At 69.5% G+C, this 12692-nt stretch carries 12 protein-coding genes; 2 read left to right on the top strand and 10 right to left on the bottom strand.

Features of this window, described 5'->3' with window-relative positions:
• The first annotated feature begins 165 nt into the window (after positions 1–165).
• The gene (locus tag ABIA36_RS10195; protein ID WP_369962262.1) at positions 166–1095 is read left to right on the top strand and encodes a hypothetical protein; all 930 of its coding nucleotides are present in this window, start codon (positions 166–168) and stop codon (positions 1093–1095) included.
• 341 nt (positions 1096–1436) lie between these two features.
• On the opposite strand, the gene tuf is transcribed toward ABIA36_RS10195, so the two are convergent.
• The 4 genes from tuf to rpsL form a co-directional block, all read right to left on the bottom strand.
• A complete protein-coding gene (tuf, locus tag ABIA36_RS10190; RefSeq protein ID WP_055913937.1) occupies positions 1437–2630 on the bottom strand; it encodes an elongation factor Tu in 1194 nt (397 codons plus the stop codon).
• Positions 2631–2744: 114 nt separating this feature from the next.
• On the bottom strand, positions 2745–4859 hold the full coding sequence (gene fusA, locus ABIA36_RS10185; RefSeq protein ID WP_369962261.1) for an elongation factor G: 2115 nt from the start codon (positions 4857–4859) through the stop codon (positions 2745–2747).
• Positions 4860–4946: 87 nt separating this feature from the next.
• The gene (rpsG, locus tag ABIA36_RS10180; RefSeq protein ID WP_179604991.1) at positions 4947–5417 is read right to left on the bottom strand and encodes a 30S ribosomal protein S7; all 471 of its coding nucleotides are present in this window, start codon (positions 5415–5417) and stop codon (positions 4947–4949) included.
• Positions 5417–5791: a 30S ribosomal protein S12 gene (gene rpsL, locus ABIA36_RS10175; protein WP_055913929.1), complete on the bottom strand. Its 375-nt coding sequence runs from the start codon at positions 5789–5791 to the stop codon at positions 5417–5419. The genes rpsG and rpsL overlap by 1 nt, the downstream gene beginning before the upstream one ends.
• Before the next feature lie 416 nt (positions 5792–6207).
• On the opposite strand from rpsL, the gene ABIA36_RS10170 reads away from it, so the two are divergent.
• Positions 6208–7050: a WecB/TagA/CpsF family glycosyltransferase gene (locus tag ABIA36_RS10170; protein ID WP_369962260.1), complete on the top strand. Its 843-nt coding sequence runs from the start codon at positions 6208–6210 to the stop codon at positions 7048–7050.
• A 12-nt stretch (positions 7051–7062) separates the two neighbouring features.
• Here ABIA36_RS10170 and ABIA36_RS10165 read toward each other — a convergent pair whose 3' ends face one another.
• From ABIA36_RS10165 to pilM, 6 genes are all read right to left on the bottom strand, one after another.
• Entirely contained in the window at positions 7063–8190 is a 1128-nt protein-coding gene (locus tag ABIA36_RS10165) for a hypothetical protein (RefSeq protein WP_369962259.1), read from the bottom strand.
• 78 nt (positions 8191–8268) lie between these two features.
• Positions 8269–8760 carry a DUF6121 family protein gene (locus ABIA36_RS10160; RefSeq protein ID WP_369962258.1) on the bottom strand — a complete coding sequence of 164 codons (492 nt, stop codon included), beginning with the start codon at positions 8758–8760 and terminating at the stop codon, positions 8269–8271.
• Between the two features lie 29 nt (positions 8761–8789).
• Positions 8790–9986 (bottom strand): hypothetical protein, encoded by a 1197-nt coding sequence (locus ABIA36_RS10155; RefSeq protein WP_369962257.1) that lies wholly within the window; start codon positions 9984–9986, stop codon positions 8790–8792.
• 120 nt (positions 9987–10106) lie between these two features.
• Positions 10107–10859: a type 4a pilus biogenesis protein PilO gene (pilO, locus tag ABIA36_RS10150; protein ID WP_369962256.1), complete on the bottom strand. Its 753-nt coding sequence runs from the start codon at positions 10857–10859 to the stop codon at positions 10107–10109.
• Positions 10856–11623 (bottom strand): hypothetical protein, encoded by a 768-nt coding sequence (locus ABIA36_RS10145; protein ID WP_369962255.1) that lies wholly within the window; start codon positions 11621–11623, stop codon positions 10856–10858. Before ABIA36_RS10145 ends, pilO begins: the two co-directional genes overlap by 4 nt.
• Positions 11620–12672 carry a type IV pilus assembly protein PilM gene (gene pilM / locus ABIA36_RS10140; RefSeq protein ID WP_369962254.1) on the bottom strand — a complete coding sequence of 351 codons (1053 nt, stop codon included), beginning with the start codon at positions 12670–12672 and terminating at the stop codon, positions 11620–11622. The genes ABIA36_RS10145 and pilM overlap by 4 nt, the downstream gene beginning before the upstream one ends.
• Positions 12673–12692 lie beyond the last annotated feature (20 nt).

Raw genomic sequence — 12692 nt, 5'->3', positions numbered from 1 at the left:
GAACCAGACAAGTTTGCCAGATTCAGGGCGATGCTGCAACCCGGGCGTGTCGCGTCGGCGCGTCGCTCGATGGGAAGGTCTCCACAGGCGCGTTTCGCGCCAGGGTTATCCCCAGATTTCCAGCGATCCGCCCGCGGCCTTGCCCGTCTCGGCAGGCTGGACGGCATGACAGCGATCCACGACTCCTCCCCGCCCCAGCTGCTCCATCGACTGCACCTGCGCGCCGTCGAGCCGGCCCGCCATGCGACCCTGCAACAGATCGGACGACAGCGCTCTGCGCGTCAGCAGAGAGAGCGGCTGCGGTTGTTCGCGATGACGCGGGCGAGGCCGCCCGTGTTCGCGTACTGGTCGGCGGCGCTCATCCATGGGCTGCCACTGCTCAACGCGCCCCCGGCGACCATCCATGTCCTCGCCGCAGCAGCGACCGAGGGCGCCGCCCACGGCGTCGTAGCCCACCGTCGGACGCCGGGGACCGCACCCGTGCGCAGGCGCGACCTCCTGGCGACCACGGCCGGGGAGACCGTGGCAGCCCTCGCCGGACGGACATCGTTCCTGGAAGGCGTCGTCCTTGCCGATCACGCCTTGCACACGGGAGCATTCGGCGAGCGGGAACCGCTCACTACGCGAGCGGAGCTCGTCGGCGCAGCCGAGCTGCTGGCCGACCCGGCGGAACGGCGGCGGGCGCTCGCGGTCGCGCGGTTCGCAGACGGGCGAGCCGAGTCGCCGCTCGAATCGGTGAGCCGGGCGACGATGGCCCTCGCGGGGGCTCCGCCGCCCGAATTGCAACTCCAGGTGTGCGACCTGTTCGGCGTCGTCGCCCGGCTCGACTTCTGCTGGCCGGGGCTCGCGATCGCCGGCGAGGCGGACGGGGCGCAGAAGCTGCAGCATCCGGCGTTCCGGCGGTTCCCGGAGGTGCGGCAGGAGCTCGCCGCGCGGGCGGAGCGAGACCGACGGATCGAGCAGACCGGGCTGCGGGTCGTCCGCTGGCGCTGGGCCACCGGGCGCCGCCTCGATCTCATGCGGGAGTTTCTGCTGCGCGAGGGCGTGCCGCTCGATCCACGGACGCGGCTCGAGGAACTCGGGCTGACCCCGTGAGACCGGAAGCCCGTGAAACGGAAAGCGGGACCGGCGTTCGCCGGTCCCGCTCCGAGCGGCGCCTCGCGCCGCCGCTCTCGTGGTTCCAAGGCCGCCTAGGCGGTATCCGAACTCTTCGTCCGTGCTCCGGTCAGCGGCTTGGTCTGGTTTGCGAGGTCCTTGCTCACCATAGGCACTCTCCCTTCGTCGACGGACCCGTTCGGTTGAAACGGTGCACCAATTCTGCGCCCCACCCGGCGAGAGGTAAACCCCTGGTGACGAACCGTCAGAAAACAGCCCCAGGAACGCCGAAGAGGGCCGGGCCCGAAGGCCCGACCCTCTCACAAGGAAGTCGCGGGGACTTACTTGTTGATCTTGGTCACCGTACCGGCGCCCACGGTGCGGCCACCCTCACGGATGGCGAAGCCGAGGCCCTCCTCCATGGCGATCGGCTGGATCAGCTCGACCGACATGTCGGTGGTGTCGCCGGGCATGACCATCTCGGTGCCCTCGGGCAGCGAGATGACGCCGGTGACGTCGGTGGTACGGAAGTAGAACTGCGGGCGGTAGTTCGTGTAGAAGGGGTTGTGACGGCCACCCTCCTCCTTCGAGAGGATGTAGGCAGTGCCCTCGAAGTTGGTGTGCGGCGTGACCGAACCCGGCTTCACGACGACCTGGCCGCGCTCCACGTCCTCGCGCTTGGTGCCGCGGAGGAGCAGACCACAGTTCTCGCCGGCCCAGGCCTCGTCGAGCTGCTTGTGGAACATCTCGATACCCGTGACCGTGGTCTTCTGCGTCGGGCGGATGCCGACGATCTCGACCTCGGAGTTGATGGCGAGGGTGCCACGCTCGGCGCGACCGGTGACGACGGTGCCACGACCGGTGATCGTGAAGACGTCCTCGATCGGCATCAGGAACGGCTTGTCCTTGTCGCGCACCGGGTCCGGGATGGACTCGTCGACGGCGTCCATGAGGTCGAGGACCGACTGGACCCACTTCTCGTCGCCCTCGAGAGCCTTGAGGCCCGAGACGCGCACGACCGGGGCGTTGTCGCCGTCGAAGTCCTGGCTGGAGAGCAGCTCGCGGACCTCGAGCTCGACGAGCTCCAGGATCTCCTCGTCGTCGACCATGTCGGACTTGTTCAGCGCGACGAGCAGGTACGGAACGCCGACCTGCTTGGCCAGCAGCACGTGCTCGCGGGTCTGAGCCATCGGACCGTCGGTGGCGGCGACCACGAGGATCGCGCCGTCCATCTGAGCGGCACCGGTGATCATGTTCTTGATGTAGTCGGCGTGACCCGGGGCGTCGACGTGCGCGTAGTGGCGCTTCGGGGTCTCGTACTCGACGTGGGAGATGTTGATCGTGATACCACGCTGACGCTCTTCCGGAGCCGAGTCGATCGACGCGAAGTCGCGCTGCACGTTGGTCGCCGACGGGTACTTGTCAGCAAGCACCTTGGAGATCGCCGCGGTGAGCGTCGTCTTGCCGTGGTCGACGTGACCGATGGTTCCGATGTTCACGTGCGGCTTAGTCCGCTCGAACTTGGCCTTAGCCACTGTGGTCCTCCTCAGGACTCTCGTGCAGACACCCCGGTCGATGGATTTCGACCGGGAGGCCTACGGGATTGGTTTCTTATGTTACGGGATGTTGCCTGGGAGCAGCGACCGAGGTCACTCGCCCTTGCTCTTCTGGACGATCTCGTCGGCAACAGCCTTCGGGACCTCCGCGTAGCTGTCGAACTGCATCGAGTACACCGCGCGGCCCGAGGTCTTGGACCGCAGGTCACCGATGTAGCCGAACATCTCGGACAGCGGGACGTTGGCACGAACGACCTTGACGCCGCTCGCGTCCTCCATGGACTGGATCTGTCCACGGCGGGAGTTGAGGTCGCCGATGACGTCGCCCATGTACTCCTCCGGCGTACGCACCTCGACCGCCATGAGCGGCTCGAGGAGCACCGGGTTCGCCTTGCGCGCAGCCTCCTTGTAGGCCATCGAGCCGGCGATCTTGAACGCCATCTCCGAGGAGTCGACGTCGTGCGACGCACCGTCGACGAGGATCGCCTTGACACCCACCGTCGGGAAGCCGGCGAGCACGCCGACCTGCATCGCGTCCTGGATGCCCGCGTCGACCGAGGGGATGTACTCGCGCGGGACGCGACCGCCGGTGACGGCGTTCACGAACTCGTACGAGGTCTCCGGGGTCACCTCGAGCGGCTCCAGGGTGATCTGCACCTTAGCGAACTGACCGGAACCACCGGTCTGCTTCTTGTGGGTGTAGTCGTACTTCTCCACCGTGCGGCGGAGGGTCTCGCGGTAGGCCACCTGCGGCTTGCCGACGTTGGCCTCGACGTTGAACTCGCGCTTCATGCGGTCGACGAGGATGTCGAGGTGCAGCTCGCCCATGCCCTTGATGACCGTCTGACCGGTCTCCTGGTTCTGCTCGGTGCGGAACGTCGGGTCTTCCTCGGCCAGCTTCTGGATGGCCGTGCCGAGCTTCTCCTGGTCGGCCTTGGTCTTCGGCTCGATGGCGACCTCGATCACGGGCTCCGGGAAGGTCATCGACTCGAGCACGACCTGGTGGTCCGGGTCGCTCAGGGTGTCACCGGTGGTGGTGTCCTTGAGGCCGATCACCGCGTAGATGTTGCCGGCGGTGACGTAGTCGACCGGGTTCTCCTTGTTGGCGTGCATCTGGAAGATCTTGCCGATGCGCTCCTTCTTGCCCTTGGTCGAGTTCACGACCGCGGCGCCCGAGTCGACACGACCCGAGTAGACGCGGACGTAGGTGAGGCGACCGAAGAACGGGTGGACCGCGACCTTGAACGCGAGGGCCGAGAACGGCTCGGTGGCGTCGGCGTGGCGCAGGATGACCTGCTCCTCGTCGCGCGGGTTGTGCGCCTCGATGGCGGGCACGTCGAGCGGCGACGGGAGGTAGTCGATCACGGCGTCGAGCATCGGCTGGACACCGCGGTTCTTGAACGCCGAGCCGCAGAGGACCGGGTAGATCTCGTTGTTCACGGTGAGCTTGCGGATGGCGGCCTTGATCTCCGGGATGGTGATCTCCTCGCCACCGAAGAACTTCTCCAGCAGAGCGTCGTCGGTCTCGGCGACGGTCTCGAGGAGACGGTTGCGGTACTCCTCGGCCTTCTCCTGCAGATCGGCGGGGATCTCCTGGACCTCGTACTTGGCGCCCATGGTCACATCGCCCTTGGCGTCGCCCGGCCAGACCAGCGCACGCATCTCGACCAGGTCGACGACGCCGACGAAGTCGGACTCGGCGCCGATCGGGAGCTGCATCACCAGCGGCTTGGCGCCGAGGCGGGAGACGATGGTGTCGACGGTGAAGTAGAAGTCGGCGCCCAGCTTGTCCATCTTGTTGACGAAGCAGATGCGCGGGACCACGTACTTGTCGGCCTGACGCCAGACGGTCTCCGACTGGGGCTCGACGCCCTCCTTCGCGTCGAAGACGGCGACGGCACCGTCGAGGACGCGGAGCGAGCGCTCCACCTCGACCGTGAAGTCGACGTGACCCGGGGTGTCGATGATGTTGATCTGGTTCTTGTTCCAGAAGCAGGTGACCGCGGCGGACGTGATGGTGATGCCGCGCTCCTTCTCCTGCTCCATCCAGTCGGTGGTCGAGGCGCCGTCGTGCGTCTCACCGATCTTGTGGTTGACGCCCGTGTAGAACAGGATGCGCTCGGTCGTGGTGGTCTTGCCGGCATCGATGTGGGCCATGATGCCGATGTTGCGGACCTTATGCAGGTCGGTGAGCACGTCCTGTGCCACAGGGTTCCTCCGAAAAGTAGAGAGTGGAAGGGGTGCCGCCCGGGCGCAGCACTCCTCAGGAGTGCAACGCCCGGACAGCGAAAAGTGTTACCAGCGGTAGTGCGCGAAGGCCTTGTTCGACTCGGCCATCTTGTGCGTGTCCTCGCGGCGCTTGACCGCGGCGCCCAGACCGTTCGACGCGTCGAGGATCTCGTTGGTGAGACGCTCGGTCATCGTCTTCTCGCGACGGCCCTTGGCGTAGCTGGTGAGCCAGCGCAGCGCGAGGGTGTTCGCGCGGTGCGGCTTGACCTCGACCGGCACCTGGTAGGTCGAGCCACCGACGCGGCGGCTGCGGACCTCGAGGGTCGGGCGGATGTTGTCGAGCGCCTTCTTGAGCGTGGCGACCGCGTCCTGGCCGGACTTGGTGGAGACGCCCTCGAGCGCGTCGTAGACGATGCGCTCGGCGAGGCCCTTCTTGCCGTCGAGGAGGATCTTGTTGACGAGCTGGCTGACGACCGGCGAGCCGTAGACCGGGTCGGCGACGACGGGGCGCTTCGGAGCGGGACCCTTGCGAGGCATTACTTCTTCTCCATCTTCGCGCCGTAGCGGCTGCGAGCCTGCTTGCGGTTCTTGACGGCCTGGGTGTCCAGGGCGCCGCGGACGATCTTGTAACGAACGCCGGGCAGGTCCTTCACACGGCCGCCGCGGACGAGCACCATCGAGTGCTCCTGCAGGTTGTGGCCCTCACCGGGGATGTACGCGGTGACCTCGGTCCCGTTCGAGAGCTTGACGCGCGCGACCTTGCGGAGCGCGGAGTTCGGCTTCTTGGGGGTGGTGGTGTAGACACGGGTGCACACGCCGCGCTGCTGGGGGTTGGACTTCAGGGCGGGGGCCTTGGTCTTGGTGACCTTCGGCGTCCGGCCCTTCCGAACCAACTGCTGAATGGTTGGCACTGAACTTCTCCTTTTATGGACTGCACGGTGACAGTTGTTGCTTTTTCCCCGCACCCCGAGCGACCCGCTTCGCGGGCGATCAGGAGTTGGGGAGTATCGGACCGATGGCCGATATGCCGTGGGGGCGGTGATTCCGTGCGGTCTCTCCGCCCATCGGATGAGTACGTGCCAGCCCGCTCGGTGTCGGCTCTCGCGAGCACACAACAAGCGCGCGACAGAGCGCACACCCGATAAATACTATCGTCCGCGCGGTGGGCGGTCAAATGAACGAGGGCGTGCTAGCGGGCTGTCCGCGCACAGCGAAAGGGTGGGCTGGTGAAGTCCGGGGTGATCGCCGCCCGAAGCTCGGGCGGCGGGCTCTGCCATGCGCGCGCAGTGGTGTCTGGCATCCACTATACATATGCCACTCTGTCGTGGTGCAGACCTTCGAACGCGCCGTCCTGGGCGGCCTCCAGCTCGACCGGGCCGACCTCGACGAGTCCAGCCGGCACGTCATCGACCTCGCCCGCGGGGCCGGCGGGATCGTCGTCACCTCGAACGTCTCGATCTCGCGCCACCTGCGCACTGTCGGCCTTCCCGAGCTCGAGGAGCAGACCTCCTTCTGGACCGTCGACGGCGTCCCGCTCACCTGGCTGCTGCGGATCGCGGGCAAGGGCCGCTTCCCCCGCGTCACCGGCACGGACCTGATGAACGCCGTCATCGAGCACCCGACCGCGACCGGGCTGCGCGTCGGCATCGTCGGTGCGGCCGCGGCCGAGGCGGAGACGTTCTACCGTTCGCGCGGACATGCGCACGTCCACGGGGCCGCCCTCCCGTTCGCCGAGCCGGGAAGCCCGGCACTGATCGACGCCGCGAGCGCGTTCATCGAGCGCGTCCGGCCGGACGTCCTGTTCGTCTGCCTGGGCTTCCCGAAACAGGAGCGCGTGATCCTCGAGCTGCGGAAACGGCACTCCGACGGCATCGTCTACATCGGGGCCGGGGCCGCCGCGCAGATGAACACCGGGCACTTCGCGCGCGCGCCGCACCTGATGCGCCGGCTCGGGCTGGAGTGGGTGTGGCGGATGGGGCAGGACCCGTCCCGGTTGGTCAAGCGCTACCTGCTGCAGGACCTGCCGTGGCTCGTCGGGATGATCCCGGTGGCCCTGATCGAACGGGTGCGGAGCCGCAGCGGCCGTCCGGCCACGGTGCCCCGCTCGCTCGCCGAGGCCTCCGGAGCGGCCGGGAGTCCCGCGGCCGAGCGCGCCGACGAGGCCGCGTAACCGGCGACTGCCTCACGCCCCCGCCTGCGCTGCCGGCCCGTCGCCCGCGATCAGCGGCGTGAAGAGCGGCCCGCGGCCGTCGAAGGTCAGGATGCCGCGGAAGTCGAAGCTCCACGGGTCGGTGTAGCCCTCGCCGGTCCCGCCGTCGGACGTGCGGGTCAGCGTGGCCTGCGCCGAGATGCTGCCCGTCGTGCTCTCCACGACCCAACCGCCCGTCGTCCACACCGGGTCGATCGTCACGTCCGGCCGGGTGTGAAGCTGCCAGCGGACGTTGCTGACCACATCGGAGGCATTGTCCGGGAAGGTGCCGAACGGACAGTGGGCCGGCACGGCGTCGTGCGACGCGACGCAGCCGTCCAGCCAAGTGTCGATCGCGGTCCGCGCCGCCGCCTGGCCGGCGTCGGTGAGCCGGGCGGTGAACACGGTGGGCGAGGCGGCGGCGCCGGCCGGGGTGGTGGCGACGGCGCTCACGGGGACGTCGAAGTTCGCGCTCGTCGAGACGAGCTCGACCGGGTACGTGCCGGGGAGGGCGCGGAGGATGACGTCCGTGGCGAGCGGCATGTTCTGCGGCTTCACCCCGGCGACCGTGTACTGGATGCCCGCCGGGCCCTGGACCATGAGGTCGACCGTGTCGGGCTCGATGCGGCCGAGGCGCCAGAACGGCAGCCAGGGGAGGCCTCCCGCCTGCTCCACGACGAACGAGCGATCATACGTGCGTTCACCCTGCGTGATCCGCGCTTGAACGGTCGTGGTGTCGCCGCGGGTGACCGGCGACTGCACGGTGAAGGAGCTGATGCGGTCGGTGATCTTCCCGTAGGCGGCGTCGTTGAGCAGCACGTCCCCGCTGTTCGCGCGGATCCCGGCCAGCTTCATCGCCGCCTCCGCCCGGCCGTGCTGGAGCTCGCCCAGGTACTGGGCGACCAGCGTGCGCGGAAGGTTCTGCAGCGCGACGACAGCCGACACCGAGACGGTCACGCCCGCGGCGGTGACCAGAAGGGTGACGGCCGCGACCAGGGCGAGGATCCAGCGGCGCGCGTGCGAGCGCGGCGGCCCAGCGGGAGGAGGAGCGTCGGTCGACAGGCCGGCGTCGGTCGAGGGGTCGGCGTCATCCGGCAGGGCGCGGACTGGAGCGTCGGACATCGGAACCTCTCGATCGGGTTCCCGCAGTGTATCGGCCGGGGTGGACCGCCGCGTCCACCCGTTCGGGTCACCAGGAGGTCACTCGTCGTCCGGCTGCTCCCACGGCCAGCGCGGCCTCCCGCGCTGCCGGAAGCGGCCGACCAGGACGAGCTGGTAGAGCAGCGTGACCAGGACGGCCGCGGCGCCGACGGCGATGGCATACAGACTGGCGAGCTGCCCGGCGGCGAACAGCACGAAGCGGAGGACGTCGCCGGTCGCGAGCGAGCCGGCCACTCCCCCGGCCAGGCAGTAGGCGACGTAGCACGCGACACCGGTGCCGAGGGCGCTCAGCGGTGCGATGCGCTGCTGGTCGCCCGGCACGCGGATCCCGGTGCGGATCAGGAGGACCAGGAGCACCGCGACCGCGACGCCCGTCATGATCGGCCCGACCAGCGGCCCGGCGGACGGGTCGGGGATCACCTCGGTGTCCGTCGCCAGCGAGATCAGGCCGAACGCGGCGACCAGCACGGCCAGGTAGAGGCCAGCGGCGAAGCAGGCGACGACGATGGCGTAGGAACGCTCCTCACGCATGGGAGCCCCCTCGGAAGCGGTGCGGTCGGTCAGTACCCCTGAGCGTACGCGTTGGCTGCCTGGTTCTGGGCGTCGGCGAGCTGCTGCTCGTAGTCGGCCTGGGCCTCCGCGTTGCGGGCCTTCAGCTTGCGGCCGCGCGCGGCGAGCCAGGCTCCCGTCCACACGGACATCTCGCGTGCGATGACGCCGGCGAGGACCGCGAACGGGTTGACCCAGACGCGGCTGAGGATGAGTGCCTGCTCCTCGGCGTTGCGCGACAGGTAGTGCGCGTCCGAGAGCTCGGCGCCGACGTAGACGAGGTAGACGAAGACCGCGACGAACAGGCCGCCGAGGATGTACGCCCACCAGCGCGCCCGGTTGATGATCTGGATGAGCACGACCATCCCGACGAAGAACGCCACGATCGGCGCCCAGCCCGAGAGCTGCGTGGTGAAGTACTGCGTGAGCACGGGCAGGAACTCGCTGCTCGGCGTCAGCATCGCACCGACGACCACCACGGCGACGGCCCAGAGCACGGCGAACGCGACGGTGCCGACGAGGGCGATGAGGATGCCGACGCCGCGGTTGCTCTTGCGCTTCGGCGGCTCGGGACGCTGCAGGAAGATCGGCGCGACCGGCTGCGGGAGGTACGGCGGCGGGGTCTGCGCCACCGGCGCGGCGGCGGTGGCCTCGCCCTGCGGGGCGACCGGCGGCTGCTGGGCCTGCTGCTGCGGGGTCTCCGGGTGGGCGGTCGCCTGCCGGGCGGCCTCACCCGCGATGATGACCGGCGCGGCAGACTGCGCCGGAGACGCGGTGTCCACGGTCGCGTCACCCGCGGCGGTGGCGCCGGGCTCGGTGGAGGAGCGCGCGACGGCCGCGGCGACGTCGTCGGGCGACGAGGTCACGGGCTCAGGCTCGATCGCGGCGGCGGGCGGCGTGGCGGCCGGGGCGGCGGGGACCTCGGCGGCTGCCTCGTCGGCCGGACGGTTGAGGTGACCGCGAGCGGACACCGGCGCCGACGGCGGCACGCTCATCTCCTGGTCCGTGTCGTGCGGCTCGTCCGCGGGAGCCGGGGCCGGCTCGGCCGAGGCGGGCTCGGCGTGCGGCGCGGGCTCTGCGGCGGGCTCGACGACCGGGGCCGGCTCGGCGGCGGCCGACTCGGCCGGTGCGGTGGCAGGCGGGGTGGCAGGTTCGACCGACCCCGCTTCATCCCGCTTGTCGGCGGGTTCCGGTGTCGTGTCGCTCATGCTGGCACTCCTCGCTGCGCCCCGGGTGGGCGCCTCTCGCTGTGCTGCCCACTGTAGCAACGGGGGGCGGCGGGACGAGGGAGGGCGGGCCGGGATGGCCGCACCGCGCCTTGGCTCTGCCTACTTCGAGCCTGTGGCGGCCGCGTGCGTCGCCGCCAGGACGTACACATATCCGGAGATCACGTAGGTGTCCGCCGCCACGGCGCCCTTCGCCGCACCGGCGGCGCCGCCGCTCGCGCCGCCCGAGATTCCGTTCACGACGAACAGACGAGGGCCGTTCTGGAGGGCATGGACGAAACCGATCGTCGCCGGCAGAGGGCCCGCTACGCCCACCTTCACCGAGACGGCGAGAAAGTTCGCCGCCGTGATCGCGGGGTCGGTGTGCGGCACGGGAGCCTGGGCGGCGCCCCCGGTCGCGGGGGCGGTCGCCGCCGTGGCCGACGGCGAGGGAGTCGGGGTCGGCGACGGGGTCGCTGTGGACGAGGAGGCCGAGCCGCTCGCCGCCGCAGACGTTGCTCCCTGGGGCGCGTAGGCCACCTCGTCGCCCGGCGTCACGCTCTGGACGATGAGACCTTGGGCCGCGGCCGCCTCGCGGACCGTGTCGACGAACTGACTGAGGTTCTCCTGCGACGGGATCGACTGACGCAGCGTGCCGACCTCGTCGGTGAGTTCGCCGATCTTCTTGTTCTGCTGGGCAAGGCTGTTCAGGAGGACCTGATTGGCCTGGTTGGAGGCCGCCGCCTGCTCGCGCGCCTGCTCGGCCGCCGCTGCGGTCTCCAACGAAGGACGCACGCCGAGCAGGAAGCCCCCCGCCAGCACCGCCGCCATGGCGACGCCCAGCAGGAGCATGAAGAGCCGGTTCTTGTCCATCATTTGCCTCCCGTCGTCGGCAGGAACTTGCCATCCCATGCCTTGACTCCGTAGTGGATCGTCGCGATCGCCTGGTATCCCGTGGCCTGCACGGTGATCGTGCCCGCCGACGAGTCGACGACGTTCGGCAGGCTCCCGACCGTCGAGAGCCATTGCGTCACCGCGTTGAGGTCCGGGGCGTTGATCGTCACCGTCGCGGTCGCCACCCTGATCGGGGTGCCGGGCACGAGTGACTGCTGGTAGGGCGCCAGCGGCGAGGCTGCGTCGATCGACACGTTCGTGATCGTCGCCCCGGCGGGCAGCGATTTCAGCAGCGCGTCGCCGAGCGCGGACCAGTCGATGTCGGTGGCGCCGCCGACCGCCTGGGCGGCCTTGACGAGAGCGGCCTCGGACTGCGCCGCACGCAGCGGCGCGTACTGAGCCTGCTGCTTGAGCAGCGAGTCGCTGCGGGCCTGCTCAGCGGTGGCGGCGACGCCCGCCGTCAGGGCGTACGCGGCGGCTCCGAGGACGGCGGCGACCACGACGGCGACTGTGACGACGAGCCCCACGACCATGCGGCGGACGATTCTCTCGTGCTTGCGTGCGGTCCTGATCTCGGCCGGGAGCAGATCGACCCGGGGCTCGACGCCCACCCGGATGTCGACCGCCGGCCCACTCTGGCGTGGCGTCTTCTCCGGCTTCGCGGTCTTCTCCTTTGTGACGGTCTCCGCGGCCGCCTTCCGCCCGGTAGAGCGGGTCGACGCGATCGCATCCGATGCTGCGCTCATGCTGCAACACTCCCCATCGCCAGTCCGAGCGCGACCGTGATCTCGCGCTGATCGATTCGAAGGTTCTCCGCTCGCAGCCCCCGCGCGATCGCGATGGTGCTGAACGGGTCGCCGTCCTCCACGGGCAACCGGGTGAACTCCGCGAGAGCCGATCCGAAGCCGGGAAGCTGCGCGGCCCCACCGGCGAGCACGATGCGCTGCACGGGCGTGGCCTCCCGCGTGTTGGAGAAGTACGCGATCGTGTTGCGGAGGCTCCCGAGCAACTCGTTGACCACCTCGTAGATCACCGTGGCCTGGGAGTGCTCCTCCGCGGTGGACACGTTCGGCGCTAGTCCGAGCGTGCGCTTGACCGACTCGGCCTGCGGGGAGCTGAGGGAGAGCCGCGTCGACAGCGCCGTGGTCAGGTCGTCTCCACCGGTCGGGATGATGCGCACGAACTCGGGCACCCCGTTGATCGCGACGATCACGGTCGTCGTGTTCGCCCCGACGTCGATCAGAGCGACGGTCCCCGGCACGCGCGGCCGCGTGACCAGCGCTCGCTGCAGGGCGAACGGGACGAGGTCGACCTCGACCGGGGTGAGGCCGGCCGCCTGCACGGCCTTGACGTTCGCCAGGATGGCATCCTTCACCGCCGCGATGAGCAGCCCGTTCACGGTCGGTCCGTGCTCGCCCATTCCCTCGCTCGTCGGGTAGAAGTCGAGAATGGTCTCGGAGACCGGCAGCGGCAGCATCTCCTGGACGAGGAACGGCAGCGACTCGCGGATCCGCGGCAGCGGCGCTCTCGGTACGGTGAGGTCCCGGGCGAAGACCCGCTGGTTGCCCATGCCGAGCACCACCCGCTTGGTTTTGAACCCGCTGTTCGACCAGAGGCGCCTCAGCAGCCCTGTGACCGTGTCGGCTTCGATCACCTCGCCACGCTTGACCGCACCCGCCGGCACCTCGATCCGGCCGTAGCGGACCAGCGTCGGCTTGGGCTTCTCGGCGTCGGCCAGCTCGACGGCGCGGATGCTCGCGCTGCCGATGTCGATTCCCACCACGGTGTTCGCCATGTCATTTCCTTCTCTCGCGG

The sequence above is a fragment of the Leifsonia sp. EB34 genome, assembly GCF_041260585.1.
In the GTDB taxonomy this organism is placed as follows: domain Bacteria; phylum Actinomycetota; class Actinomycetes; order Actinomycetales; family Microbacteriaceae; genus Leifsonia.
Note: the sequence above shows the minus strand (reverse complement) of the source record. Positions and strands in the feature narration are given on the sequence as shown.